Source organism: Haloferax larsenii (assembly GCF_024730625.1).
In the GTDB taxonomy this organism is placed as follows: domain Archaea; phylum Halobacteriota; class Halobacteria; order Halobacteriales; family Haloferacaceae; genus Haloferax; species Haloferax larsenii.
Map to the genome: position 1 here is coordinate 2,814,466 of NZ_CP078063.1, position 24,535 is coordinate 2,839,000.

The 24,535-nt window shown below is 62.0% G+C and carries 27 protein-coding genes and 3 tRNA genes; 22 read left to right on the top strand and 8 right to left on the bottom strand.

What is annotated here, in order from left to right; all coding sequences use genetic code 11:
* The first annotated feature begins 54 nt into the window (after positions 1–54).
* Genes KU306_RS14595 through KU306_RS14610 form a run of 4 tightly spaced genes read left to right on the top strand, consistent with a single transcriptional unit; the run spans position 55 to position 4,148 of the window.
* Positions 55–1,161, top strand: coding sequence for a branched-chain amino acid ABC transporter permease (locus KU306_RS14595; protein WP_007543571.1), 1,107 nt, complete (start codon positions 55–57; stop codon positions 1,159–1,161).
* Positions 1,158–2,537, top strand: coding sequence for a branched-chain amino acid ABC transporter permease (locus KU306_RS14600; RefSeq protein WP_258302361.1), 1,380 nt, complete (start codon positions 1,158–1,160; stop codon positions 2,535–2,537). Before KU306_RS14595 ends, KU306_RS14600 begins: the two co-directional genes overlap by 4 nt.
* A complete protein-coding gene (locus KU306_RS14605) occupies positions 2,530–3,390 on the top strand; it encodes an ABC transporter ATP-binding protein (RefSeq protein ID WP_258302362.1) in 861 nt (286 codons plus the stop codon). Before KU306_RS14600 ends, KU306_RS14605 begins: the two co-directional genes overlap by 8 nt.
* The gene (locus tag KU306_RS14610; protein WP_258302363.1) at positions 3,387–4,148 is read left to right on the top strand and encodes an ABC transporter ATP-binding protein; all 762 of its coding nucleotides are present in this window, start codon (positions 3,387–3,389) and stop codon (positions 4,146–4,148) included. The genes KU306_RS14605 and KU306_RS14610 overlap by 4 nt, the downstream gene beginning before the upstream one ends.
* 316 nt (positions 4,149–4,464) lie before the next feature.
* Here the strand turns inward: KU306_RS14610 and KU306_RS14615 are convergent, their stop codons facing one another.
* A complete protein-coding gene (locus KU306_RS14615; RefSeq protein ID WP_007543563.1) occupies positions 4,465–5,778 on the bottom strand; it encodes an ABC transporter substrate-binding protein in 1,314 nt (437 codons plus the stop codon).
* A gap of 186 nt (positions 5,779–5,964) precedes the next feature.
* Here KU306_RS14615 and udk point away from each other — a divergent pair, with 186 nt between their 5' ends.
* The gene (gene udk, locus KU306_RS14620) at positions 5,965–6,648 is read left to right on the top strand and encodes a uridine kinase (RefSeq protein WP_007543561.1); all 684 of its coding nucleotides are present in this window, start codon (positions 5,965–5,967) and stop codon (positions 6,646–6,648) included.
* A gap of 65 nt (positions 6,649–6,713) precedes the next feature.
* Here udk and KU306_RS14625 read toward each other — a convergent pair whose 3' ends face one another.
* Positions 6,714–7,034 (bottom strand): DUF5785 family protein, encoded by a 321-nt coding sequence (locus tag KU306_RS14625; RefSeq protein WP_258302364.1) that lies wholly within the window; start codon positions 7,032–7,034, stop codon positions 6,714–6,716.
* Between the two features lie 129 nt (positions 7,035–7,163).
* Between KU306_RS14625 and KU306_RS14630 the strand changes: the two genes are divergently transcribed.
* Complete coding sequence (locus tag KU306_RS14630; protein ID WP_258302365.1) at positions 7,164–7,682, top strand: DUF21 domain-containing protein; 519 nt, start codon at positions 7,164–7,166, stop codon at positions 7,680–7,682.
* 167 nt (positions 7,683–7,849) lie between these two features.
* Positions 7,850–8,581, top strand: coding sequence for a GNAT family N-acetyltransferase (locus tag KU306_RS14635; RefSeq protein WP_007543556.1), 732 nt, complete (start codon positions 7,850–7,852; stop codon positions 8,579–8,581).
* Between the two features lie 157 nt (positions 8,582–8,738).
* Here KU306_RS14635 and KU306_RS14640 read toward each other — a convergent pair.
* The 5 genes from KU306_RS14640 to KU306_RS14660 form a co-directional block, all read right to left on the bottom strand.
* Positions 8,739–8,822 (bottom strand) — tRNA-Ser (locus KU306_RS14640).
* A gap of 47 nt (positions 8,823–8,869) precedes the next feature.
* The gene (locus tag KU306_RS14645) at positions 8,870–9,625 is read right to left on the bottom strand and encodes a glycosyltransferase family protein (protein WP_258302366.1); all 756 of its coding nucleotides are present in this window, start codon (positions 9,623–9,625) and stop codon (positions 8,870–8,872) included.
* Positions 9,626–9,677: 52 nt separating this feature from the next.
* Positions 9,678–10,313, bottom strand: a complete 636-nt coding sequence (locus tag KU306_RS14650; protein WP_007543553.1) for a uracil-DNA glycosylase — start codon at positions 10,311–10,313, stop codon at positions 9,678–9,680.
* A 291-nt stretch (positions 10,314–10,604) separates the two neighbouring features.
* Positions 10,605–10,910: a DUF7976 family protein gene (locus tag KU306_RS14655; RefSeq protein ID WP_007543551.1), complete on the bottom strand. Its 306-nt coding sequence runs from the start codon at positions 10,908–10,910 to the stop codon at positions 10,605–10,607.
* Complete coding sequence (locus tag KU306_RS14660; protein WP_007543549.1) at positions 10,907–11,947, bottom strand: Mrp/NBP35 family ATP-binding protein; 1,041 nt, start codon at positions 11,945–11,947, stop codon at positions 10,907–10,909. The genes KU306_RS14655 and KU306_RS14660 overlap by 4 nt, the downstream gene beginning before the upstream one ends.
* Before the next feature lie 130 nt (positions 11,948–12,077).
* On the opposite strand from KU306_RS14660, the gene KU306_RS14665 reads away from it, so the two are divergent.
* The 6 genes from KU306_RS14665 to KU306_RS14690 all read left to right on the top strand — a co-directional run bounded on the left by KU306_RS14665 (position 12,078) and on the right by KU306_RS14690 (position 20,201).
* Complete coding sequence (locus KU306_RS14665; RefSeq protein ID WP_258302367.1) at positions 12,078–13,433, top strand: PQQ-binding-like beta-propeller repeat protein; 1,356 nt, start codon at positions 12,078–12,080, stop codon at positions 13,431–13,433.
* Between the two features lie 69 nt (positions 13,434–13,502).
* The gene (gene moaA, locus KU306_RS14670) at positions 13,503–14,465 is read left to right on the top strand and encodes a GTP 3',8-cyclase MoaA (RefSeq protein WP_007543545.1); all 963 of its coding nucleotides are present in this window, start codon (positions 13,503–13,505) and stop codon (positions 14,463–14,465) included.
* Between the two features lie 291 nt (positions 14,466–14,756).
* Positions 14,757–16,382, top strand: a complete 1,626-nt coding sequence (locus tag KU306_RS14675; protein ID WP_007543543.1) for a COG1361 S-layer family protein — start codon at positions 14,757–14,759, stop codon at positions 16,380–16,382.
* A 21-nt stretch (positions 16,383–16,403) separates the two neighbouring features.
* The gene (locus KU306_RS14680) at positions 16,404–18,878 is read left to right on the top strand and encodes an efflux RND transporter permease subunit (protein WP_258302368.1); all 2,475 of its coding nucleotides are present in this window, start codon (positions 16,404–16,406) and stop codon (positions 18,876–18,878) included.
* 210 nt (positions 18,879–19,088) lie between these two features.
* Entirely contained in the window at positions 19,089–19,505 is a 417-nt protein-coding gene (locus tag KU306_RS14685; RefSeq protein ID WP_007543540.1) for a zinc ribbon domain-containing protein, read from the top strand.
* 18 nt (positions 19,506–19,523) lie between these two features.
* The gene (locus tag KU306_RS14690) at positions 19,524–20,201 is read left to right on the top strand and encodes a TetR/AcrR family transcriptional regulator (RefSeq protein WP_258302369.1); all 678 of its coding nucleotides are present in this window, start codon (positions 19,524–19,526) and stop codon (positions 20,199–20,201) included.
* Positions 20,202–20,224: 23 nt separating this feature from the next.
* Here the strand turns inward: KU306_RS14690 and KU306_RS14695 are convergent, their stop codons facing one another.
* Positions 20,225–20,575: a thioredoxin family protein gene (locus KU306_RS14695; protein ID WP_258302370.1), complete on the bottom strand. Its 351-nt coding sequence runs from the start codon at positions 20,573–20,575 to the stop codon at positions 20,225–20,227.
* Between the two features lie 206 nt (positions 20,576–20,781).
* On the opposite strand from KU306_RS14695, the gene KU306_RS14700 reads away from it, so the two are divergent.
* The 9 genes from KU306_RS14700 to KU306_RS14740 all read left to right on the top strand — a co-directional run bounded on the left by KU306_RS14700 (position 20,782) and on the right by KU306_RS14740 (position 24,527).
* Positions 20,782–20,866 (top strand) — tRNA-Ser (locus tag KU306_RS14700).
* Between the two features lie 23 nt (positions 20,867–20,889).
* A complete protein-coding gene (locus KU306_RS14705) occupies positions 20,890–21,393 on the top strand; it encodes a 30S ribosomal protein S13 (RefSeq protein ID WP_007543534.1) in 504 nt (167 codons plus the stop codon).
* Positions 21,390–21,917 carry a 30S ribosomal protein S4 gene (locus tag KU306_RS14710; RefSeq protein ID WP_007543533.1) on the top strand — a complete coding sequence of 176 codons (528 nt, stop codon included), beginning with the start codon at positions 21,390–21,392 and terminating at the stop codon, positions 21,915–21,917. The genes KU306_RS14705 and KU306_RS14710 overlap by 4 nt, the downstream gene beginning before the upstream one ends.
* Positions 21,914–22,306, top strand: a complete 393-nt coding sequence (locus KU306_RS14715) for a 30S ribosomal protein S11 (protein WP_007543530.1) — start codon at positions 21,914–21,916, stop codon at positions 22,304–22,306. The genes KU306_RS14710 and KU306_RS14715 overlap by 4 nt, the downstream gene beginning before the upstream one ends.
* 6 nt (positions 22,307–22,312) lie before the next feature.
* Complete coding sequence (locus KU306_RS14720; RefSeq protein ID WP_007543529.1) at positions 22,313–23,095, top strand: DNA-directed RNA polymerase subunit D; 783 nt, start codon at positions 22,313–22,315, stop codon at positions 23,093–23,095.
* A 144-nt stretch (positions 23,096–23,239) separates the two neighbouring features.
* Positions 23,240–23,324 (top strand) — tRNA-Leu (locus tag KU306_RS14725).
* Between the two features lie 26 nt (positions 23,325–23,350).
* A complete protein-coding gene (locus tag KU306_RS14730) occupies positions 23,351–23,701 on the top strand; it encodes a 50S ribosomal protein L18e (protein ID WP_007543527.1) in 351 nt (116 codons plus the stop codon).
* Entirely contained in the window at positions 23,698–24,135 is a 438-nt protein-coding gene (locus KU306_RS14735; protein WP_007543526.1) for a 50S ribosomal protein L13, read from the top strand. The genes KU306_RS14730 and KU306_RS14735 overlap by 4 nt, the downstream gene beginning before the upstream one ends.
* A complete protein-coding gene (locus tag KU306_RS14740) occupies positions 24,129–24,527 on the top strand; it encodes a 30S ribosomal protein S9 (RefSeq protein ID WP_007543525.1) in 399 nt (132 codons plus the stop codon). The genes KU306_RS14735 and KU306_RS14740 overlap by 7 nt, the downstream gene beginning before the upstream one ends.
* The last annotated feature ends 8 nt before the right edge of the window (positions 24,528–24,535 follow it).

Below are 24,535 nucleotides of genomic sequence, written 5' to 3' on the forward strand. Positions count from 1 at the left end.
GAAGAAAGATTTATGTTCGTTAATCGTCCGCACATAGCATGAGGATAGTTATCAATGGGTATCGCCGAAACATACTCCCGGGGCAGGGAGTTCGCAATCGAGCGTCCGTTCGCGCTCGTGCTCGGAGTCATCGCAGCGTACCTGCTGGGTGACCTCCTGCTCGGGCTCGTAACTGGGCAGACGCAGTTCGCCGACATCGGCTCGCTCGTCTGGGACGGACTGATGCGCGGGCTCGTAATTGGGCTCGCGGGCATCGGCCTGTCAATGACGTACAGCATCCTGAACTTCGCAAACTTCTCGCACGGTGACTACATCACCGCCGGCGCGTTCTCCGGGTGGTCGACCACGTACCTCCTCGCAGGACTCGGCCGCGCCGACATCGGCGCGCTGGTGTTAGTCGGTGCCGGAGGCTCCGTCTACGGCGGCACGCTCGGCATCGGAATGCTGTCGACGCCGCTCGCGGTCATCGCGGGCATCGTCGTCGCCGGAGGATTCACCATCCTCCTCTCGCTGGCGGTCGACCGCACCATTTTCAAGCCGATTCGTGACGAGGGGGGCATCACGCTTCTCATCACGAGTATCGGTGTCGCGTTCGCGCTCCGGTACCTGATGCAGTTCGTCTTCGGGTCTGACGTGCGTGGCACGACTGCACAGCCGCCGTCTGTCGGCCTGTACCTCGTCGACGGGACGGTATTCATCGACGCGCACGACATCACGCTCCTCGTCATCGCGTCGGGACTGATGCTGGGCGTTCACTTGCTGCTCCAGCGGACGAAACTCGGCAAGGCGATGCGCGCGATGGCCGACAACGAAGACTTGGCTCGCATCACCGGCATCCCGACCGAACGGGTCGTCCGTTCCACGTGGATTATCGGTGGCGGTCTCACGGGTATCGCAGGATACATGTTCATCCTCTGGAAGGGGACTCTCGGCTTCAACGACGGGTGGCTGCTGTTGCTGCTCATCTTCGCAGCCGTCATCCTCGGCGGTATCGGGTCCATCTACGGGGCAATCACTGGCGGCCTCGTCATCGGCCTGACCGCGTCGATGTCGGTCCTCTGGATTCCGTCGGCGTTCGCACGCGCCGCGGCGTTCGTCGTGATGATCGTCATCTTGCTCGTGAAACCGTCCGGTCTCTTTAGTGGGAGGTCGACAGCATGAGCGTCCGCGACGACATCGCCGCCCGCATGCCGGGTGGCGACGCGGGACTTATCGTCGCCACGCTCGCGACGGCGTACATCCTGTACGTGCTCGCGGGCGTCGTGCTCGGCTACGACCTTCGCGGACAACTGAACTCCCTCGCGACGCTGACGTTCTACATCGGCGTGTTCGCCATGCTGTCGCTCGCGCTCAACCTCCACTGGGGGTACACGGGGCTGTTCAACATCGGCATCGTCGGCTTCATGGCCGTCGGTGTGTACGTGATGGCACTCGTCTCGAAACCGCTCTACGTCGCTGGTGGTGCCGCACAGGTCGGGGGTCTCGGACTCCCGCTCATCGTCGGCATCATCGCCGGGATGGTCGCGGCCGCACTCCTCGGATTCGTGGTCGCGCTTCCGGCGCTCCGGTTGCGGGCGGACTACCTCGCAATCGTGACAATCGCGATGTCAGAAATCGTTCGATTCAGTTTCCTCTCCGGCGAACTCCAGCAGTTCCAACTGCTCGGAACGCGCGTCGGCTTCGGTGGCGGGTCGGGGCTCATCCTCGACTTCGTCCCGCCGCTCGAAGCACTGTTCCGCTCTGTGGGCTTGTGGGGCGTCTACCTCGGCTTCGTGGACGCGACGAAGGTTATCGTTCCGACGAATCCCAAGCCGGTCGTCGACGGCCTCATCTACGGCCTGCTCTTGCTCGCAGGCGTCACGGTGTTCTTCTGGCTGCTCAAGCGCACTGGTGAGTCTCCCTTCGGCCGCGTGCTGAAGGCCATCCGCGAGGACGAAGACGTCGCCAACGCGCTCGGCAAGGACACCGACCGCTTCAAGATTAAGTCGTTCATGCTCGGATGTGCGCTCATGGGCCTCGCAGGCATCCTCTGGCTGATGCCGCAGGGCGCTGTGACGCCGAACTTCTTCCGTCCGCGCGTGACGTTCTTCATCTGGATCGCACTCATCATCGGCGGTGCCGGGTCGAACACCGGTAGCGTGCTCGGTGGTGCGGCGTTCGCAGCTCTCCTCTACCAGGGGCCGCGGTACTTCCAGAACCTCGTGACGACGGTGCTTCCCAACCTCGACTCCCCGCCGGGATTCGGGCAAGCGGTCGGACCGCTCATCTCGCAACTCGACCCCGTGCCGTTCCTGCTGTACACCATCGACAGTATCCGCCAACTCCAGTTGGTGGTGATGGGCCTCGTCCTCATCTGGCTGATGCACAACCGGCCGGAGGGACTGCTCGGCCACCGCAAGGAGACGGCGTCGGTCATCTCGCTGTCGCGTCCGAAAGCGGCGGCTGCCGCCACCGACGGCGGCTCGGCGGATGGTGACGTCCAGACTGACGGCGGCGTCGACGTCGCCGACAGCAACGGAGGTGTCGACGATGAGTGATGCCAGCCAACCCGTCGACGAGGTCGCAACCAAGGTCGACGAAGGCGCACTGGGCTCTTTCGCGTCCGGCGTCCAGACCACCGAAGAGTACCCCCTGCGTGTCGAGGGACTCCGCAAGTCGTTCGGCGGTATCACCGCCGTCGACGGCGCGACCTTCCAGGTCGAATCCGGGTCGCTTACTGGACTTATCGGCCCCAACGGTGCCGGGAAGTCCACGACGTTCAACCTCATCACCGGGATGATAAAGCCCGACGCGGGTACTGTCACGTTCAACGGCGAGGATATCACCGGTCGCGACCCACACGAGGTCGCAAACCGCGGGATGGTTCGGACGTTCCAAATCGCTCGCGAACTGAGCGAGATGACTGTCCTCGAAAACATGATGCTCGCCCCGCAACGCCAGCGCGGCGAAGAACTCTGGCGCTCGGTCCTTCCGGGCGTCCGCAACGACGTGCGCGAGCAAGAAGAAGAACTGCTCGAACGCGTCTGGGAAGTCCTCGACTTCTTCGACATCGGCCACATTGCCGAAGAGTACGCCGGAAACCTCTCCGGTGGCCAGCGGAAACTACTGGAGATGGCGCGGGCGCTCCTCACGGACCCGGACATGCTGCTCCTCGACGAACCGTTCGCCGGCGTCAACCCGACGCTGGAGAAGAAACTCCTCAAACACATCCACGAACTCCGTGAACAGGGCTACACCTTCCTGCTCGTCGAACACGACATGGACCTCATCATGAACAACTGTGAACACGTTATCGTCCTTCACCAAGGACGGGTGCTCACCGAAGGCACTCCCGACGACATTCGGAGCAACGAAGAGGTCATCGAAGCGTACCTCGGAGGGAACGTATGAGCGTCGACGCGAACCGCAGCGCCACGAGCGGCGCTGGCATCGAAGACCGAAGCGACGTGCTCCTGCGCGTCCGTGGTCTCGACGCCGGATACGGCGACCTGCAAATCCTCACCGACGTCGACATGGACGTCTTCGACGGGGAGTACGTGACCATCGTCGGGCCGAACGGGGCCGGAAAATCGACGACGATGAAGTCCGTCTTCGGGCTGACTGCCCTCATGGGCGGCGACATTCAGTTCAAAGACAAAGACATCACCGGTCGCAAACCGGAAAATATCATCCACGTCGGCGTCGGCTACGTCCCGCAGAACGACAACATCTTCTCGGCTCTGACGGTCGAAGAGAACCTCGAAATGGGCGCGTACATCCTCGACGACGTTCCGCAAGACGCGATTCGAGCGGTGTACGACCGCTTCCCCATCCTCGAAGAGCGCAAGCATCAGAAGGCCGGCACCATGTCCGGCGGGCAACAGCAGATGCTCGCGATGGGTCGTGCACTCATGCTCGACCCCGACTTGCTCCTCCTCGACGAGCCATCGGCGGGTCTCGCACCCGACCTCGTCGACGAGATGTTCGACAAAATCGACGAAATCAACGAGGCGGGGACGGCCATCCTGATGGTCGAACAGAACGCCAAAGAGGCGCTGCGCCGCTGTGACCGTGGCTACGTCCTCGCGAACGGACAGAACCGCTACATGGACACGGGGTCGGCACTCCTCGAAGACGAACAGGTCAGACAGGACTTCCTCGGCGGATAACTCATCCTCCCGAACACGAACTCATTTTTCCGACGCTACCTGTCAGCGGTTGTGCTACTCGCTCACCCACGACAGTGGCAGAATAATTCGACCGCTGTTGGACTCCAGAACAGCAGCTGTTTCTCTCGCCCCCTCTCGGCCCCATAGCCAGTCTTGAGGGTCAGAGCCTCTTCCACCCCGCTTGACGCATCCGGACCTCACTCAGCGCCTTGTGGCGGCGCTGTGTGGGGAGTCAATTTCTGACTACCAATGCGAACGAGCCGTTGCGGTCGCTCACGGCGGAGCGTCGAAAGAAAAGTCGGGTCTGTGTGTTCGCTTAGTTGTCCGGGCCGGACAGCGCCGTCTCGATGACCGAGGAGTACGACGACTCGCCGATGTTGAACGCGACTTGGTGGTAGACCTCTCCGTCGAACTGGTCGCTGAAGACGTTCGAGAAGCGCTCGGAGAGCTGCTGACCGTAGTCGTTGTTGACGAACAGCGTCGAGACGGTACTGACTTCGAGGCGCTCGGCCATGACCTGCGCCATGACGCGCCCCTGCAAGAAGTCCGAGGGTGCCGTCCGGAAGATGAAGTCGTTGTCTTCGAGGTTCGAGACGGACAGCGCCGTCGAGGACGGCGAGCAACCGACGACCTCGTTCGGGATGAACGCCTGCTGTGAGACAGGGACGTTCACACCGGATGACGCCGACCCACACACCGAGGGGACGCCCGCGGAGACGAGCGACTGCGCGGCGGAGACACCAGCGTCCGGCGACGTCTGCGTGTCTTCGATTTGCGCGTTGACCGAGATTCCTGCCGGGTTGGCCTCGTTGACCTGCTTGACCGGAATCTGTGCCGCCTGAATCATCGGCTGACCGACTGCTGCGAGGTCACCGGTCTCCGGAAGGAGAATCCCGACCGAAATCTCACGGTCGGAGCCGCCGGGGCCGCTGTCGGCCATCGGACCGGCGCCATCGGGGTTCTCGCCTGCGAAGCTCTGCTTGTCGACGTCGCTCGTCGCGTTGTTCTCGGCGTCGAACTCCCAGATGGAGTAGGCTGCCTCTGCTGGGTCACCCTTCTCGTCGAAGTTGACAGAGGAGGACGCGCCCTCGTAGCTGATGTCTTCGCCGTTTGCGGCCGCTTCCATCCCCTCGATGAGGTTGTCTGGGCCGACTGTCATTCCGCCGGGATTGGCCATCCGACGCATCTGTTCTTTGACCGCCGGACCGGAGTTCTCACCGGCCGCGGCGTTCGCCAGTAGTTGCACTGCGACGGAGTCGTAACACTGCGACGTGAAGACACCCGGTGCTGCTCCGTACTCGTCTTGGAACAACTGGTTGAACGTCTCTTGGTTCGGACCGCCTGCCGCCGGTGCCGTCCCGGTCACGTTCTCCATGTCGTTACCGACCTGCCCGGGCATCGAACCCGAGCGCAGACCGTCAGGAACGAGAATCTCTTCGCTCCCGTCGGAGGCGCTGTAGTAGTCGCGGAACAGTTGGATACCACTCTCGGGGTAGCCGATGACGACGAGCCCCTCTGGGCCGCCGCCTCCGCCGCCGCCACCGATACATCCGGATAAACCTGTCAAGCCTGCCGCTCCCGCGGCTCCCACTCCCTTGAGGAAGTCGCGGCGTACGATATCACGTACCATGTGAATTGCCATGGTGAGAGCGGTTTATAAATTTAACTCTCAGCAGTTCGTAACCCGCTCCAATTGCGGGATACGGCGGTACGAGAATTGTATGTTAGGTACAGACAAACACCGCGTTTTATATACTAACGCGAGAGACGCTGAGAATCGCTGCGTTCAAACCCATTCGCGGGTGTTTTTCGTTCGATGACCATCCCGTCGTTCGTCATCGGTATCGCCGGGGGCAGCGGTGCCGGTAAGACGACTGTGGCCCGACTCATCACGGAGAACGTCGGTGAGTCAGTCACCCGAATCCCGATTGATAACTACTACAAAGACCAGAGCCACCTCGAGATGGCCGAACGCGAGCAGGTCAACTACGACCACCCTTCGGCGTTCGAGTGGGACCTCCTTCGCGAGCAACTGGCGGAACTGCTGGAAGGCAGGGCCGTCGAGATGCCGCAGTACGATTTCGAGATTCACAACCGAAAGCCCGAGCGCGTGACGGTCGAACCGACCGACGTCATCATCCTCGAAGGGATTCTCGCACTCTACGACGAGCAGGTCAACGAGATGCTCGACCTTCGGCTCTACGTCGAGACCGACGCCGACGTTCGTATCCTTCGGCGCATCCAGCGCGACGCTATCGACCGCGGCCGCGACTTACAGGGCGTCATCGACCAGTATCTCTCGACGGTCAAACCGATGCACGAGCAGTTCATCGAACCGACGAAGAAGCACGCCGACCTCATCATCCCCGAAGGGGCAAACAGCGTCGCGGTCACGCTCCTTGAAGAGAAGGTGCAAGCCGAGGTCGAAGGCGGCACCACGCGCACGTGGGAGCGCGAAGCTATCGAGCAGGAAGTCAAAGAACGCACTTCGTTCGACTGAGTCGGCGGTGCCGCTCTGCTCGCGTTTTGCCGAGCGTTCGTCGAACCGAGAGAAGAGACGGGAAATTACGCGGTCGAGTTATTGACGAACTGTTCTGCGCCTTCGTAGAACCAGAAGTCGTTTTCGCGCATCGCTTTGCCGACCGCTTTGTGGAATTCGACGAAGCCGCCGAACTCCTCACCTTCGACGTGCTCGAAGATTTCCGACAGCGAGACGACGCGCTCGTGGTCGAGTCGGATGGGCTCGTCACCGAATTCGTCGACGAACTCCGCCTTGCTCAGCGGGAAGTCCTCTTCTTCGTCGACTTTCTTCGCGATAATCGCCTGGCCGTACTTCCGTCCGCCTTCGCTTCCTTCCTCACCGTCGGGGTCGTGTGGCCAATCCATATCCGAGTGTTGGCAGGCCGATTCAAAGCCGTTACGCATTTGTTGGTATCTGTCATGCGAGATTCACCGAGCGGAGAGACGTTTCCAGCGCGGCTAGTGATTTTTTGCGCCGCTCATACAGCTACGAGTATGACAACGCCTACCCTCCTCGCCGTCAACCTCGTCGCAATCGCACTGTTGCTGCTGTGTAGCGCGTTCTTTTCCAGTTCTGAGACGGCCATCTTCTCACTGCCTCGGGAGTGGATTCGACAGCAAGCGGAAGCAACCGGTGACTCCCGAGCGACCACACTCGCCGAACTCTCCGACGACCCGCACCGACTGCTCGTGACGCTCCTCGTCGGAAACAACGTCGTGAACATCGCGATTTCCAGTATCGTGACGGTGCTGGTCGTCAGCTACCTCCCGCCCGGCCCCGCGGTCGTCGCAACGACGCTCATCACTAGCTTCGTCATCCTCGTGTTCGGAGAAATCGTTCCCAAGTCGTTCGGTCTCGGAAACGCCGAGAGGTGGGCGATGGTCGTCGCCCCGGTCATCCGCGTCGTCGAAATTCTGCTCTTTCCACTTATCATCATCTTCGACGGGATTACGCGCCGCATGAACACGCTCATCAACGGCGAAAGCACGATTGAGGCCCCGTATCTGGAGTGACCCGAGCAGTTCGCCCGCCCCTCGTCTGTCTGCCCGTCTGTTCGCCCGTCCGCCCGCCTGTTCACTCGCCTGCAAACTCACCCACTCGCCCGCAGCGGTATCCGAAGCTTGCTATATGATGGCATTGAACAAGAAATATACGGATGGCCCCCTATCTTCAGGGGAGTATGCGAGCGACCGAGCACCCAACGTTCGAATCAGAGGCCAGCAAGCGGATTTACGAGTACGTCGAGCGCCACGGGACCGCAAAGCGGAACGTGCTCCTCGATATCGCACCCGTCTCGTCCGACGAGTTCGGGGCCGAACTCGACCGGCTAAAAACGCGCGGATATCTGGAGGAGGACGGCGGGACACTCCAGTTAGCGCTCGACGTGGGTGCAATCGAAGAACACCAGACCGACGTGGGCGTAGTCACCATCCGGCCGGGTCGCCAGCAGGATTTCGAGGGGCTCATCGACGCGATTCGGGACGTCACCTCGGAGAAGACCTACGTCATCGCCGAGGGTATCGCCGAGCAACTGCTCTACGAGGAGGCTGTCACGCGCCACAACCGAGTGGCCTCCCGGGTGTTCTTCGTCGCAACTGTCGACGGCGAGGTCGTCGGGTGGACGCATCTCGACCTCCCACATGTCGAGAAAGTCCGGGAGACCGCCCAGCAGACCGTCGGCGTCAAAGAAGACTTCCGTGGCTCGGGTATCGGGAGTCTGCTCCTCCAGCGCGGCCTCGATTGGGCGGAAGCAAACGGCTTCCGCAAGGTCTACAACAGCATTCCCATGACGAACGACCGCGCCATGGAGTTCCTCGGCGACCACGGGTGGGACACCGAGGCGATTCGCAGAGAACACTACACTATCGACGACGAGTTCGTCGACGAAGTGATGATGGCGTATCGGTTTTGAGGAACGGAGTGGGCTTTTCTGAGAATGCGGTGGGACTGGGATTTGAACCCACTCGCAACGCTTCGCGTTGCTCGCTGCTCAAATCCCAGCTATCACCACAGCACACGTTCACCGGAGACGCGCAGATGAAACTGCGCGTCTCGGTTCTCTGAGAATGCGGTGGGACTGGGATTTGAACCCAGGATTCCGTGAGGAAACCTGCTTTCAAGGCAGGCGCGTTAGGCCACTCCGCCATCCCACCTTCGCCCGATACTTTCAGACGGGGTACCTAAGAGTTGTCGCTCTCGGTCAGTCGACGACGAGTTCGAGAACGCCATCCGTCTCCTCGACGCGGAGTCCACGTTCGAAAACGAATGTCGTCGTGTGCTCGGGAACGACACGCTCCGAGGCGACGCGTGAGCGGAGCATCGGAACCAACGTCGCGAGGTCCGCTCCGGTCTCGACGACCGGAAGCATTGGGATGTAGTCGAGACCCAAGTCCGCCTCGTCGGCGCGCTCGGCGAGCGTCTGAACTTCCGGGGTGTCGTAGGCGTCGGTGAAGTCGATAGGGTCGCGGAAGCCCGCGAAGTGAACCCGGCCTTCGGTCGATGGACCGAGGACGACCGGCGTGCTGCGGAGTTTCATCGCCGCGCTGTCGATGTGGGTGCGGCCGAGTTGCGGGACGACGGGGCGAACCACGGCGGCGGAGTGGACCGCCTCCTCTTCGAGTAGGTGCGTGACGGTGTTGCCGGCGCGGGCCGCGAACGTCGACCCGACCTGCGGTTCGAATCGCACGTCTTCGGTTCCGCCGAGGGCGTCGGCAACGAGGGCGCGAATCTCGGCCTCCGCGCTGGTGTCGCCCACGAGCTCTTCGGGGAGTTCGTCGTCGGGGAGGTAGTTCACGAGGAGGTCGCCACCCGAGCGCTCGACGGCGACGCAGATGTCCTTGAGCATCGCGGCGTACAGGTCCGCGGCCGCCGCTTCTGAGAGCGGACTCGTCGCTGCGAGGTCAGACAGCACCAATCCCGGCCGCGGTGGCTCCGCGAGTACGGCGATGACGGTCATGTACGTCTCTCTGCCCGGCGAACCCTTCAACCCGCCGCTTGCGGTTGCCGAGTCAGCGACTCCGGCGTCCCTTCGTCTGTCGGTAGTCGCGGTCGAACACTTCCTCGATGACGTGCGTGACGAACGCTTCGGTGTCCGCGTCGGTTTGCCGGGTGGGGGCTTTCATCGGAACGAGTTCGAACCCGCGGCCGCGAATCGTGGTGGCGTGTTCCGCGTCGATATCGAAACTGTCCCGCGAGCGAGTCGTGTAATCGAACGCGAGCGCCTCCAGTGCGGCCTGTCCCACGGGGACGATGATGTGCGGATTTATCATCCGAATCTCGGCGTTCAAAAACGGCTCGCAGGTCGTGATTTCGTTCTCGGTCGGCCCACGCTCGGGGTGCCGACACCGGGTCAAGTAGGTGAGATAGACGTTCTGGAGGTCCGGTTCGTCCGCGTCCGGGTCGGACCGGGAAAAGCCCAGTTCTCCGAGGATACGCTGGACTCGCTGCCCCGCGTCGTCGCCGGTGAAGGGGACGCCGGTTCGTTCTGCCCCCGCACTCGGCGACTCGCCGACGAACAGAAATTCCGCGCCTACGTCGCCGTAGCCGTGGACGACCTGCTCGCGCACCTCACAGAGCGCATCGCAGTTGGTGCACTCGGCGTCCATCGAGAAGGGGTTCCGAAACTGGCGTTGATTGGCGTCCACACGCGTGCTTGCGCCTCCGGAACCAAAACCGGCGCGGTCGAGTCAGAACGTGTTCAACGCTGTGTTTCCTCCTCTGATACTGTCTCTAACGCGCCGACAGAGAACGTCATAGAGTAAGACCCACGGGTGCAGAGTGAAAGTAAAAACACACGACACGACACCTTGCGTCCTTGGTGGTGACGTATTCGTACGAATCATCTCCCTCCCGCGGGTGAAAGTAAAAGCCGAACAACGCGGGGTATGGGGTCTCAAAAATCAGCCAGTGATAGGGGGGTTGGCTGCGACCGCGACTTAGCGGTCGAGTCCGCCCTGCGCCTTGATATCCATGATGTGGCGGACGTTGAGGTAGATTTCTTCGGGCGACGTATCGCCTTCGGGGTCGTAGAGGTCGCTCACGCGGTAGAGGATGGCCGACACCTGTCGGCTCTCGGAGGACTCGCCGTAGATGTCCTCGGCGATTTCGCGGATGAACTCGACCTTCTCGGGGTCGTTCGGGAACTCGGCGTCCGAGTCGGGGGCCATCTCCCAGTCCACGTCGTCTGCGGGCGTCTCGTCGCCTGCGTCCGTCCCATTTTCTGCAGGTGTTTCCTCACTCATTGCTTGCTAATCGGACGGCGCTGTACCACGCCGACCATGTCGGCGACGTTCTCGGTCATCACGCGGAAGGCGTCGGCCGTCTCGTTCTCGTCTTCGAGGACGATTGGTCGGCCGCCGTCGCCGCCCTCACGAACCGCGGGGTCGAGCGGGAGCGCACCGAGGAACGGCAGGTCGTTCGAAGCGGCGAAGTCGCGGCCGCCGCCCGCGCCGAAGATGTCGTGGCTGTTGCCACAGTCCGGACAGCGGAACGTGCTCATGTTCTCGACGATGCCGAGGACGTTCGTGTCGTGCTTGCCGAACATTCGAAGTCCTTTGTTCGCGTCGTCGAGCGCGACGTCCTGCGGGGTCGTGACGACGACTGCACCGGTAAGCGGGAGCGTCTGGAGAATCGTCAGTTGCGTGTCGCCCGTTCCCGGCGGAAGGTCGAGCACGAGGTAGTCGAGACTGCCCCACTCTACGTCCTCGACGAGTTGCGTGAGGAGTTGGTGGACCATCGGACCGCGCCAGATGACGGGGTCGTCCTCGCCGACGAGGAACGCCATCGACATGAGCTTCATCCCGTAGCGTTCCGGCGGGACGATAGTCTGGTCTTGCGTCGCCTGCGGGGCTTCCTCGGCGGCGACCATCCGCGGGACGTTCGGGCCGTAGATGTCGGCGTCGAACAGACCGACGCGCGCGCCGAGTTTCGACAGTCCGGCCGCGAGGTTGACCGCGACGGTCGATTTGCCGACGCCGCCCTTTCCGGACGCGACGGCGATGATGTTCTTGACGCCCGGAAGGACTTCCTCGTCGGGGTCGCGGTCGGTCGGAATCTTGGCGGTGAGGTCGGCCTCCAACCCTTCGTCCGAAAGCACTTCGCGGATGCGACGACCGATTTTCGTCTCCGACGGGGAGTACGGTGCCCCGAGCGCGAGCGAGATGCGGGCGGTGTCGCCATCGACTTCGACGGCGTTCACCAGTCCGAGCGAGACGATGTCGTCTCCGAGGTCAGGGTCCTCGACCGCACGCAGGAGGTCGCGTACGTCGGCTTCGTCCATGCCCGTTCATCCGGCGGTGTGGCCGATAAGGGTTTTGTAAGCCGGTGTCGGAGAGTGCCCGTGATTCCCTGCTGCTGTCACCGCTTCCGAAGGAGAAAGAATTTGAGATAGTGTTGAAATAATAACATTAATGCCCTCCTCGAACGCTGACGGTTCTGGCCCCGATAGTTCTCGGCGGAAATTCCTCACCACGGTTGGTGCGGTCTCACTCGCCGGGATAGCCGGCTGTTCGGAAACGAATCGGTTCACGACAATCACTGGGTCGTGGCCGACCCGCGGTTACGACGCTGCCCGCACGGGTGCGCCCGAAGACGTATCTGGTCCGAAACCACCGCTCGACCGACGGTGGAAAGCGGCTTTCCCCGGCGACTGGAACAAGACGTCCCCGGTGGTCGTCGGTGACACGGTGTATCTCGGGACGATGGTCGGGGGGCTAAGCGGCGAGGTAGCTGAGACGTTTCTCAGCGCCTACGACGCCAGTACCGGCGAGAAGCACTGGTCCCGGTCGATAGAGCGCTACACGCCCGAACAAAACCGTCGGTACGGTGATTCGCTCACGGCGACGGAGGATGCGCTCTATCTCCAAACGTTCCGTGGCCTCCGGGCACTCGATTTCGACGGACGCGAACAGTGGGTCTTCGAAAACACAGGTCCTGACTTCGGAGGGACCTGCCACCCCGCAGTCGTCGATGGTGTGGCGTACACCGGTGCCTATGGGTCTACTACCAGCGACGACGAAGGTGAATCCGCTGGCTCGGCAGGAGTCTTTGCAGTCGATACCGAGGACGGAAGCTCAGTGTGGCGGTTTACACCGGAGGCGTACGCTCCCGGCGAGACGTTTAGTCCGACAGCAGCAGATGGGACGGTCTTCGTCTCGTTTTGGCAGAGCACAGTCGTCGCTCTCGATGCCACTGACGGGTCGGTGCTGTGGAAACGGGAGATACCCGCAGACACACCGGTGACGGTACGGAATGGGGTCGCCTTTGTCGCCACCGATGCTGAATCGGACGACTACCGGCTGTACGCGCTCGACGCCACGACGGGCGAAACGGTGTGGAATCGGGCGATTGGAGGGGCGTGGCCCAGCCGTGGTATCTCTCACGACGGTGACGAACTCTATCTCTCCAGTGACTGGTATCTCCTTTCTATCGATGCTGAAACCGGCGACGAGCGGTGGCGCGCATTCAGAGATGCAAGCGATGGGGCGTCGAAAATCGACTGGGTTGACGACGAACAGGGCTTGATTGCCGGATGGGGTGTCCCTGTTGTGGTCGGCGATATCGTCTACACCAGTGACGGAGGGTACGGGACGCTCGTCGCACTCGACAGAGAGACGGGAACACTGCTTGATGCAGCACCCAAACGTCGGCTAGGGGCGATTGGGTCCAGATGCTCGCCTGCAGTCGCCGATGGAGTCGTTTACTATACGACCCCTCACTGGCTGCACGCGGTGGACGCGAACACCGTGGAGTTCTGGCGAAGGTAACTACAAGCGATTACATCCGGCGCACGACCGACAGCGAATTTATCAACGTACACTCCCAGTGTTCGACACATGGTCCTGGCAGACGACTTCGGGAGAGAGGTAACCGGTGTTCGTGTCTCACTGACAGACCGGTGTAACTTCGACTGCGTCTACTGCCACAACGAGGGGTTAGGCGACACGCGCGGGCCGATGGACCCCTCGGATTCGGAGATGAGTGCCGACGACGTGGTTCGGTTTCTCGAAGTCGTCGAGGAGTACGGCGTCGAGAAGGTGAAGTTCACCGGCGGCGAGCCGATGCTCCGCGCCGACCTCGAAGAGATACTCCGCCGGACGCCCGACTCCATGGAGACGTCGCTGACGACCAACGGGACGTTTCTCCCCGGTCGCGCCGAAGACCTCGTCGACGCCGGTCTCTCTCGGGTGAACGTCTCGCAGGACGCTCTCGACCCCGAGGCGTTCGCCGAGATTACGAAATCCGGCGCGTACGACAAGGTGATGGACGGCGTGCGAGCGGCCGTCGATGCTGGGCTCACGCCGGTCAAACTCAACATGGTCGTGTTCACTCACACCGCCGGATACGTCGAGGAGATGGTCGAGTACGTCGCCGAAAACGATGGCCTCCAACTCCAACTCATCCAGTACATGCCCGAACTCACCGGGCGACCCGAGTGGAATATCGACATCGAGCGCGTCCACGGGTGGCTCGACGACATCGCCGACGAGACTGAGCGCCGGGACATGCACCATCGCCGGCGGTACCACGTCGGAGAGGGGATGGTCGAAATCGTCGACCCCGTCGAGAATCCCGAATTCTGCGCGAACTGCCATCGCGTGCGCGTCACGCACGAAGGATACCTTAAGGGGTGTCTGAACCGGAACGACGACCTGCGCTCGATGGGCGAGATGACCCGCGAGGAGATTCGCACGACCTTCGAAGCAGTCGTCGCTAACAGGGTGCCGTACTACGGCGAGTACCTCGTCCGCGACGACGACGGCGACTGGGTCGTCAACGAAGAGTACATCGGAGCCTGACCGACGAGCGTTCGCGACCCTCGTTAATTCGCGTTCTCAAGGTTGCTATCCACAGTCTGTGTGCACCTGTGTCGTCGTTACCTCGAAGGAATAAATCCTGAATAGATTTTTTGAAGTTTCGTTCAATTTATATGACCCCAGTCCACAGTATCCGATGTTGATTGTACGTTCAGTCAACTGGGTCGATGACCCAGTTCGAGCGTGTATCAACGCCCCCCGAATCCCCCCTCAACCACCATACATTCCCGTTGAACGCTACGAACCTCCCCACACCTCTCAGTCCCACACCCCATGAAATTTTCACGAACACTCGTTGTCTTGCTGGTCGTCCTGGTCGCGATTCCGAGTCCAGCGATGGCCGGTATCGTCGGCGAACCGAATCTCCAAGGATACGCTCCAAGTAACAAGCTCGTCCCCGGCCAGGAGACGTCACTCGACGTCGTCGTCACGAACTATGGCGGCGACACCGAGTACCGAAAGTTCTCCTCGTCAGAGAGTTCTGCCTCGCTGAGCGACCAACAACGCAATAAACTCGAAGCGAAGGTTCGTTCCGCGCGCAACGTCAGGCTCACTCTCGAAGACGGTGAGGCACCGCTCGAAGTGAACACGGCGACGCTCCCCGTCGGCGACATCCCGCACGCGACCCAGCGTGACGCGACGTTCTCCGTCTCAGTCAACGAGAACGCGACGCCCGGGACCTACGAGATGACGATGGTCGCCGAGTACGAGTACGACGAATCAGTCCGTGACAACGGCGACGTGAAGAACGAAGAGGAGACGACGACCAAGATTCCGGTCACTGTCGTCATCGAGGAAGCGCCTCGGTTCGAAGTCGTCTCCGTGAATACCACCGCGCAGGTCGGTGGCAGCGGAACGACCACCGTCACCATGCGCAACGTCGGTAGCCAGACGGCCTTCGATTCGTCTGTGTCGCTGACCTCGCAGAACGCCGAAGTCACCTTCGGGCAGGCGTCCACCGCCAGCCGGTACGCCGGTGAATGGGCCGTCAACGAGACGCGCAGCCTCGAATTCGAGACCGGCGTCGCCCCATCTGCGGCAGTCCAGCAGTACTCGCTTTCGGCGGTCGTCAACTACGAGAACGAAGAGGGTATCCCGAAGAAATCGAAGAACCTCGCGACCGGTGTAACCCCGCTGGCCGAGCAGTCGTTCTCGCTCGAAGCGACCGATTCGACCCTTCGTGTCGGCCGCGAAACCACCGTCTCCGGGACCATCACCAACGACGGTCCGCAGACGGCCAGTGACGCGGTCGTCGTCGTTTCCTCGAAGTCTCCGAACACGAACATCAAAGAGACCGAGTACGCCCTCGGCACGCTCGAAGCGGGCGAGTCGAGCGACTTCTCGTTCTCTATCGAAGTGACTGACTCGGCAGACGCCGGGCAGCGTCAACTGAGTTACACCGTCGAGTACCGCAACGTCGACGGCGACACCCAGCGCTCCGACGCGCTCTTGATGAACGCCGAGGTGAAGCCCAAGCAGGACCTCTTCGACGTCTCCGTCAAGAACGGCTCGCTCGAAGCGGGTAACTCGGAGACGGTGACGCTCGTCGTGACCAACAACGGCGACGAGACGTTCCGCAACATCGACGCCAAGGCGTTCGCCGACAGTCCGCTGTCGCTTACGGACGAGACAGCCTTCATCGAAGAACTCGGCCCCGGCGACTCCACGGAGATTACGCTCGGACTGAGCGCCAGTTCGTCTGCGAACCCGAAGACCTACTCGTTCGACATCGACTTCGAGTACGAAAACGAAGACGGTGAGCGCAAACTCTCCGACTCGTACCCTGTGGCCATGACGGTCACTGAATCGACGCGCGGCGGCGGTCTTTCGATGCCGCTCGTCGGTGGTCTCGTCGTCGTCGGCCTCGGCGTCGTTGGCTTCCTCTGGTACCGGCGGTAATCGACCCTCCACTCCCCCACCATGATTGATTACGAAGTGTACGTCGACCGCCTCGGCGAGTACATCGTCACGAACCCCGGCAGGGTTGTCGCCCTGTTCCTCGTGGCGACGCTCATCTTCGGGGCCGGCCTCGGGAACATCTCGACCGACGCCGGGACCTCGCAGTTCACCGACAACTCGCCCGCACAGGAGGCACTCGACGACGTCGACCGCGAGTTCTCGCCCCCGTTCGAAACCAGCAGCGGGAGTACACAGCTCATCCAACAGGACTCGAACGTCCTCTCGAAGCCGGCGATGCTCGACATGTTGCGCTTACAAGAGCGCATCATGGACCGGTCACATCTCCGTGCTACCTCGGCGTCGAGCGTCGCCTCGACGGTCGCACAGACGCTCGACCCCTCCGCGAAGACGCTCGACCAGCAGATAGACGCGCTCGAATCGGCGTCACCGTCTGAGGTTCGCGCCGCAGCGAAGAAAGCGACGGCGAACCCGCAGGTCGCGTCGCTCCTGAGCGACGACTTCAACCGCGAGTCGGTCCGTGCCTCGTCGACTATCGGCGTCGTCAGCCACGAGGTCCCCGGTATCTCGTCGAGTGCAGGAACGTCCGGGACGAGTCCGATGACCGGGATTCAGACCGAGATTCAGTCGATGACTACGACTGCCGACAGCGATATCCGCGTGTTCGGTAGCGGTATCATCTCCAGCGAACTGAGCAACGTCATCTCCGACTCGCTGTTGCTCGTCGTTCCGGCGGCGGTGCTTCTCATCTTCGGCTTCCTCGTCGTCGCCTACCGCGACCCTATCGACCTACTCTTGGGCGTCGTCTCGCTCGTGATGGCTGTCATCTGGACGTTCGGGTTCATGGGTCTCGCAGACATCCCGTTCAGCCAGATGCTCATCGCGGTGCCGCCGCTCCTCTTGGCGGTCGGTATCGACTTCGGCCTCCACGCGGTGAATCGCTACCGCGAAGAGCGGGTGAAAGACGTCGAGCCGGTGCCGTCGATGGCGACGACCGTCCGACAGCTCTCAGTCGCGTTCTTCATCGTCACCGGGACGACAGTGCTCGGGTTCCTCGCGAACGTCACGAGCGACCTCGCACCCATCCGCGACTTCGGTCTCGTCGCGGCGGTCGGTATCCTGTTTACGTTCTTCGTCTTCGGTGTGTTCCTCCCCGCGGCCAAGCTCTACGTCGACCAACTCCGCACCACGTACGGCGTTCCGTCGTTCGGGTCTACACCACTCGGCAGTGAGGGCGGTGCCCTCGCTCGCGTGCTCTCGGTCGGTGTCACTATCGGCCGGACCGCACCGCGTGCCTTCCTCGTTGTCGTGCTCCTCTCGACTGTCGCTGCCGGTGCGTACGGGACCGGCGTCGACACGTCGTTCTCACAGGAGGACTTCCTCCCACCCGAAGAACAAGCAGACTACCTGCAGCAACTTCCTGAACCGTTCAAGCCCGGCGTGTACACGGTCACGCGCGACATCAACTACCTCGAAGACAACTTCGAGAGTACGCAAGGTGACAGCGTCACACTGTACGTCGAAGGGCAACTCAGGGAAGACTCGTCGCTGGAGATGATTCATCGCGCGGGCGAGGACCCGCCTGAGACCTTCGTCGAGGAGGACCGCCGCGCCGAGACGACGAGTATCGTCACGGTCATTCAGGACTACGCGGCTCAGGACCCTGAGTTCGCGGCCCTGGTCGACCGGAACGACGCCGACGGAAACGGCGTTCCAGACGACAATCTCGAAACGATATACGACGAGCTGATGGCCTCTCCCGTCTCGGGACAGGCATCGTCGTACCTCACCGAGGACTACCGCGCGACGCGCATCGTCTACACTGTCGAAGGTGACGCAGAGCAGAAGGCAATCGTCGCAGACGGGAAAGTCGTCGCCGACCGACTCCGCATGGACGCGACGGCGACGGGGAACACGGTCGTGTTCAAGGCTGTCTCGGACACCATCTTCATGTCCGCTATCGAGAGCCTCACGGTCGCCCTCATCGCGACGGCAGTCTTCCTCGTGTTCATCTACCAAGTCCTCGAAGGCCAGTGGACCCTCGGTGTGGTCAACCTCGTCCCAATCGGGGTGTCACTCGGGTTCCTCGCGGGGTCGATGCGGTACCTCGGTATCCCGCTGAACGCCCTGACAGCGACCATCCTGTCTATCGCTATCGGGTTGGGTATCGACTACTCTGCCCACGTCGTCCACCGATTCGCCGACGAGTACAACACCGGACAGGACCTCGACGAGGCGCTTCGGCTGACCGTCAGCGGGACTGGTGGCGCACTCACCGGGAGTATGCTCACCACCACGACCGGACTGGGTGTGTTGGCTATCGCTATCACGCCCGTTCTCGGTCAGTTCGGTGTCGTGACCGCGATGAGTATCTTCTACTCGTACCTCGCGGCGCTGGTCGTCACTCCCCCGACAATCGTCGTCTGGGAGCAACTCACCAGTCCAGAATCGACCGCCTCGGCGGCCACCGCAGACTAATGCCCACCGACCGAATCGCCATCCGAACAGCCCACGTTCGCCGCGTCGTACCGACTCGGCGAACACCCCACGCATGCCGCCCTGTCTCACAGGTCGGTTGCCCCCTGCCCTGCCCCCCACGCACGAATCGCACGCTAACCAGCCCACCACACAGACACTCCCCGATGCACGAACGGAACGCTCATGACCCAGAACCAACCGAATGCAACCATGTCTGAACTGACGAAGGTTCGCCCGTGGCTCGCCGCGATACTCGGTCTCGCGATTACTGGCCTCGGCCATCTCTATCTGCGGCGTTGGCGACGTGCCCTGCTTTGGGTCGCGCTGTCGTTTGCCGTCTTGATGCTGTTCGTCCCGACAGAATCGGTCACTGCCCTGTCGAACGCGGCGAACGGAAGCGGCACGCTCCCTCCGCTAACCGACATCCTTCCCGTGCTCTCGGTGAGCCTGATGAGCGTCGTCGACGCGTTTTTCCTCGGCCTGAAGCAGGTCTCCGAGCCGTCCGGCGTGCTGACCGACGACGATGCCGAATCGGTGGCGTGCCCGCAGTGCGGCCGCGAGGTCGACGCCGACCTCGACTTCTGTCACTGGTGTACGACTCGCCTCGACGAACCGACTGACGACTGAACATACAGGATTCACACTATGCACGAAGACCGAATCGACACTGGACGAAGCGAGACGGAGCAGGCGATTATGGACGCCACGCTCAACGCGCTCGCCAAACACGGCTACGCCGACCTCTCGATACAGAACATCGGTACGGAGTTCGACAAGAGTACGTCACTTCTGTACTACCACTACGAGAACAAGGACGAACTGCTCTTGGCGTTTCTCGACTACGTTATCGACCTCAACATCGCCACGATAGACCCGGACGCCGACGACCCCGACGCAGAGATACGGAAGTTCGTCGGCTACGTACTTCCGCCGAAGGACCAGCCCTGTGAGCATTCGACCCCACCCGGACTCGACGAACTGGATCTCTTCCAGCGAGTCATCTTCGAACTCAGAACGCAGGCCCTCCACAACGAGGACTACCGCGAGAAGTTCGGTGAGATGGAGTCGTACATGATAGAAACCGTCTCGACTCTCATCGAACGGGAGATGGAGGCTGGAAACTACCGCGAGATGGACGCAGACATGATGGCCGAGAATCTGATGGCGTTTCTGCTTCGCACGCTCGACATGCGCGTCACGCAGACGCGCCCCGAGTCCGTAGAGGCCATGCGGAAGTCGGTGTACTTCCTGCTCGACCACGTGATGCCCATCGACGGCCAACCCGGTGACGTGGCGACCTCGAACGTCGACCTCGACCTCTAAGGCGTTCTCTTCTCACGCGCTTCCTATTCTGCGTCGCTTTCGACGAAGTCGATGATTGCTTGCGCACCCTGGAATCCGTCGTCGAGTCGCCCGACTAACTCGCCGTCGTCGAAGCGCAGGAGCGTCGGAACACTCCGAATCGTGTAGCGCTCAGCAATCGTCATGTCGGTCTGCGGGTTTATCATCGCGACCACCACGTCGGTCGCTTTGGCGACCGTTCCGAGCACCGGTTCGATACTCTGACAGAGCGTACACCCCTTGGTGTAGATGTCGAGCAGCACACGGTCGTGGTCGGCGACGAGCGCGTCCAACTCGTCGGCGGTCTCGATGCGGATGGGCTTCGTCGGCGTGGCAGTCGAATCTGAGGAACTCATTGCATCGAATACGTAATCAGTTGTGTTATGATTTTGGTGAGCAATCATAGCACACCGCAAAACGGGCGCGAGCGGGGCGGTCTCCGGCAGTCCCACGACAGCTCCCTTTCGTGATGTTTAAGTAATGCCCACGTCTCGTATCGCATGCAATCGCTGTAGGGGCGTCGGCCCCGAGTCCGAATGGGCGAAAATAACACGAACGCAGTGTTGCGGTAGCCAAGCCTGGCCCAAGGCGCTGGGTTGCTAACTCAGTGGCGTCAAGCCCCCGGGGTTCGAATCCCCGCCGCAACGCTCACAACACGACTTTCCAAGTCATGAGTGCAGAAGAACCACAGGATAGCTCTCCGGAGGAGGGTGAGGACCTCCGTTACTTCATCCGAATTGGTCAGACCGACCTTGACGGGACGAAGACGGTAGAGCGAAGCCTGACAGACATGAAGGGTATCGGCAAGCGCACAGCGCGCATTATCGCCGACGCCGCGGATGTTGACCGAACGGCACTGTTCGGTAAACTTCCCGAAGACGAGATCGACTCCGTCGTCGATGTCGTCCAGAACTTCGAGGACCACGTCCCAGAGTGGATGGTCAACCGACAGCGTGACTTCTACTCCGGCGAGACGGCCCACATCACCGGGTCGGACCTCGAAGAAAAGCGGCGTCACGACATCAACCGCATGAAGATGGTCAGCTCCTACAAGGGCGTTCGACACCAGCGCGGCCAGAAGGTTCGCGGCCAGCGGACGAAGTCCACTGGACGTACCGAAGGCACCATCGGTGTCAACGTCGAGGAGATCAAGGAGGCGCAGGCTGAAGAATGACGACCGGTAACAACACTAAGTTCTACGAGACGCCCAACCATCCGTTCCAGGGCGAGCGTATCGCTCAGGAGGCCGACCTCCTGTCTCGATACGGTCTCTCGACCAAGGAAGAGCTCTGGCGTGCGCAGTCCGAACTGCGTAACATCCGCCGTGAGGCACGTCGCCTCCTCGGTGAGGCCCAGGGTGACGTCGAAGAGGCAGAGGCGCTCGGTGACGAGTTCATCACGCGCCTGCGCCGCTACGGCATCCTGTCTGCGGAAGACGACATTTCCCAGACGCTGCGTCTCGACGTGACGGACATTCTCGAACGCCGCTTCCAGACGGTCGCCTACCGCAAGGGTCTCGCACAGACCCCGCAGCAGGCCCGTCAGTTCATCGTTCACGGACACGTGACGATTGACGGCGCTCGTATCACCGTCCCGTCCCGCAAGGTCGAAGTCGACGAAGAAGACGCCGTGAGCTTCGACGAGACGTCGCCGCTCTCGGACGAACTGCACCCTGAGCGCGCGGAGGCCCAAGAATGAGCGAAGCAGAATCCGGTGACAAGTGGGGCATCGCCCACGTACACGCATCGTTCAACAACACGCTCATCACGGTCACTGACATCACGGGCGCCGAGACGATTGTCAAGTCGTCCGGTGGCTCCGTCGTCAAGCAGAACCGTGACGAGGCATCCCCGTACGCGGCCATGCAGATGGCCGAGAGCGTCGCCGACCAGATCAAGGCGGCCGGCATCTCGGGCCTGCACGTTCGCGTCCGTGGTCCCGGTGGCAACCGAAACAAGAGCCCCGGCCCCGGCGCACAGGCAACGATTCGCGCCCTCGCCCGTGCCGGTCTCGAAATCGGTCGCATCGAGGACGTGACGCCGATCCCGCACGACGGGACTCGCGCGCCGAAAAACAGCCGACTCTAACACACAATGGCAGACGACTTCGAGGTCGAGTTCATCGAACGCGAAGACCGACGCGCCCGCTTCGTCGCGCGCGGTCTGACCCCGGCGCTAGCCAACGGTATCCGTCGGGCGATGATCGCCGACGTGCCGACGTTCTCCATCGAGACCGTTCGGTTCGTGGAGAACACGTCGGTGATGTTCGACGAGATGATCGGGCTTCGCCTCGGTCTGGTTCCGCTGACCACGCCCCTCGACGAGTTCGAGCCTGGTGACTCTGTCACCGTCGCGCTCGAAGTCGACGGGCCCGCGACCGCGTACTCCGGAGACATCGAGTCTGCGGACGACATGGTCGTCCCGGCGGACGAAAACGTCCCAATCATCGAGCTGAAGGAAGGCCAGCGCCTCGAATTCGAGGCTGACGCAGTCCTCGGCTACGGGAAGGACCACGCCCGAAACCAGGGCGGGGTCTCCGTCGGCTACCGACACCTCCAACGCGTGGAGGTCGTCGGCGACGCTGGCGAGTTCGATGAGCAGGAACCGAACATCCTTCGCGGCGTCATCGAAGAGGCCGCGGCGGAACACGCAGCCGACGAGGACGCCGAAGACGGTGACCTCGTCGTCACCGATGAGTTCGGGAACGACCTGACGAAGCGGTACCCCGGCAAAGACGTCGAAGTGCACGACGTGCCGGGTGCTTTCGTCTTCAGCGTGGAGACGGACGGTTCCTTCACCGTTGACGAGCTGGTTACGCGCGCCGTCGCCTCGATTGGCGACCGCGCTGCCGAGCTCGAAGAGAAGGTCGCACTATAAGAATGAATACTGCCCCGTACACACACCGACGTTCGCCCCGCCCGGGAGCGGCCGCACTCGCCACACACACGGCGTGCGACCGCACCACGGCACCGGGTCGGACCGAAGGTGTTTTTACGGGGCATGAAGTAGAGCGGAATGCGTGCAGGGATAGCCAAGTCTGGCCAACGGCGCAGCGTTCAGGGCGCTGTCTCATAGGAGTCCGCAGGTTCAAATCCTGCTCCCTGCACTCCGCTTTCTCTCTGGAGGTAGACAATGAGTAAGACGAACCCGAGACTCAACAGTCTCATCGCCGAGCTGAAGGCGGTCTCGCGTGAGTCCGGTGCCAACGTCTGGCAGGATGTCGCGGACCGTCTCGAAAAGCCACGGCGCACCCACGCGGAAGTCAACCTTGGTCGTATCGAACGATACGCTCAGGAAGACGAAACCGTCGTCGTGCCCGGCAAAGTGCTGGGTAGCGGTGTGCTGCAAAAGAACGTCACAGTCGCGGCCGTGGACTTCTCGTCCACCGCTCGAAAGAAGATCGAGCAGGTCGGCGACACCGTGACACTGGAACAACTCGCTGAACAGAACCCCGAAGGGTCCAACGTACGGGTGATCCGATGAGCCTCGCAGAATTCGACGCCGACGTCGTCGTCGACGCACGAAACTGCATCATGGGCCGCGTCGCTTCCGAGGTTGCACAGCGCTCCCTCGCAGGCGAGAAGGTCGCCGTCATCAACGCGGAAGACGCCGTCATCACTGGGTCGGAAGACGACGTGATGGGCGTCTACCGCAAGCGGGCCGAAATCGGTTCGGACCAGGGTCCGTACTACCCGAAGCGTCCCGACCGCATCTTCAAGCGTGCCATCCGCGGGATGGTTCCGTACAAGAAGCCCCGCGGGCGCGAGGCGTTCTCGAACATCCGCGTCTACGTCGGCAATCCGTTCGACGAAGACGGCGAGATGCTCGACGACACCTCGCTGGACCGCCTGTCGAACATCAAGTTCATCTCTCTCGGAGAGGTCTCCGAGAAGCTGGGTGCTAACGTCACATGGTAACGAACACGTCAGGGAAGAAGAAGACCGCCATCGCCCGCGCCACCGTGCGCGAGGGCGAAGGTCGAGTCCGTATCAACTCCCAGCCGGTCGAGCTGGTCGAACCGGAGATGGCCCGCCTGAAGATGCTGGAACCGTTCCGCATCGCAGGTGAGGACCTCCGCTCGAAGGTCGACATCGACGTGCGTGTCAGCGGCGGCGGCGTGGCCGGTCAGGCCGACGCAGTCCGAACCGCGCTCGCGCGTGGGCTGGTGCAGCATCTCAACGACGCGGAGCTTCGCGACGCGTACATGGACTTCGACCGCTCGCTGCTGGTTAACGACGTCCGCCAGTCCGAACCCAAGAAGTGGGGCGGACCAGGCGCGCGCGCTCGCTACCAGAAGTCTTACCGCTGAGGTGATCA

Bases quoted from the DNA above. Each gene is read 5' to 3' on its own strand.
- KU306_RS14720 (WP_007543529.1), top strand. From the start codon at position 22,313: ATGGCAGACGACTTCGAGGTCGAGTTCATCGAACGCGAAGACCGACGC.
- KU306_RS14715 (WP_007543530.1), top strand. From the start codon at position 21,914: ATGAGCGAAGCAGAATCCGGTGACAAGTGGGGCATCGCCCACGTACAC.
- KU306_RS14705 (WP_007543534.1), top strand. From the start codon at position 20,890: ATGAGTGCAGAAGAACCACAGGATAGCTCTCCGGAGGAGGGTGAGGAC.
- KU306_RS14730 (WP_007543527.1), top strand. From the start codon at position 23,351: ATGAGTAAGACGAACCCGAGACTCAACAGTCTCATCGCCGAGCTGAAG.
- KU306_RS14665 (WP_258302367.1), top strand. From the start codon at position 12,078: ATGCCCTCCTCGAACGCTGACGGTTCTGGCCCCGATAGTTCTCGGCGG.
- KU306_RS14740 (WP_007543525.1), top strand. From the start codon at position 24,129: ATGGTAACGAACACGTCAGGGAAGAAGAAGACCGCCATCGCCCGCGCC.
- KU306_RS14630 (WP_258302365.1), top strand. From the start codon at position 7,164: ATGACAACGCCTACCCTCCTCGCCGTCAACCTCGTCGCAATCGCACTG.
- KU306_RS14625 (WP_258302364.1), bottom strand. From the start codon at position 7,034: ATGGATTGGCCACACGACCCCGACGGTGAGGAAGGAAGCGAAGGCGGA.
- udk (WP_007543561.1), top strand. From the start codon at position 5,965: ATGACCATCCCGTCGTTCGTCATCGGTATCGCCGGGGGCAGCGGTGCC.
- moaA (WP_007543545.1), top strand. From the start codon at position 13,503: ATGGTCCTGGCAGACGACTTCGGGAGAGAGGTAACCGGTGTTCGTGTC.
- KU306_RS14605 (WP_258302362.1), top strand. From the start codon at position 2,530: ATGAGTGATGCCAGCCAACCCGTCGACGAGGTCGCAACCAAGGTCGAC.
- KU306_RS14735 (WP_007543526.1), top strand. From the start codon at position 23,698: ATGAGCCTCGCAGAATTCGACGCCGACGTCGTCGTCGACGCACGAAAC.
- KU306_RS14595 (WP_007543571.1), top strand. From the start codon at position 55: ATGGGTATCGCCGAAACATACTCCCGGGGCAGGGAGTTCGCAATCGAG.
- KU306_RS14660 (WP_007543549.1), bottom strand. From the start codon at position 11,947: ATGGACGAAGCCGACGTACGCGACCTCCTGCGTGCGGTCGAGGACCCT.
- KU306_RS14710 (WP_007543533.1), top strand. From the start codon at position 21,390: ATGACGACCGGTAACAACACTAAGTTCTACGAGACGCCCAACCATCCG.
- KU306_RS14615 (WP_007543563.1), bottom strand. From the start codon at position 5,778: ATGGTACGTGATATCGTACGCCGCGACTTCCTCAAGGGAGTGGGAGCC.
- KU306_RS14645 (WP_258302366.1), bottom strand. From the start codon at position 9,625: ATGACCGTCATCGCCGTACTCGCGGAGCCACCGCGGCCGGGATTGGTG.
- KU306_RS14655 (WP_007543551.1), bottom strand. From the start codon at position 10,910: ATGAGTGAGGAAACACCTGCAGAAAATGGGACGGACGCAGGCGACGAG.
- KU306_RS14695 (WP_258302370.1), bottom strand. From the start codon at position 20,575: ATGAGTTCCTCAGATTCGACTGCCACGCCGACGAAGCCCATCCGCATC.
- KU306_RS14610 (WP_258302363.1), top strand. From the start codon at position 3,387: ATGAGCGTCGACGCGAACCGCAGCGCCACGAGCGGCGCTGGCATCGAA.
- KU306_RS14680 (WP_258302368.1), top strand. From the start codon at position 16,404: ATGATTGATTACGAAGTGTACGTCGACCGCCTCGGCGAGTACATCGTC.
- KU306_RS14600 (WP_258302361.1), top strand. From the start codon at position 1,158: ATGAGCGTCCGCGACGACATCGCCGCCCGCATGCCGGGTGGCGACGCG.
- KU306_RS14675 (WP_007543543.1), top strand. From the start codon at position 14,757: ATGAAATTTTCACGAACACTCGTTGTCTTGCTGGTCGTCCTGGTCGCG.
- KU306_RS14635 (WP_007543556.1), top strand. From the start codon at position 7,850: ATGCGAGCGACCGAGCACCCAACGTTCGAATCAGAGGCCAGCAAGCGG.
- KU306_RS14690 (WP_258302369.1), top strand. From the start codon at position 19,524: ATGCACGAAGACCGAATCGACACTGGACGAAGCGAGACGGAGCAGGCG.
- KU306_RS14685 (WP_007543540.1), top strand. From the start codon at position 19,089: ATGTCTGAACTGACGAAGGTTCGCCCGTGGCTCGCCGCGATACTCGGT.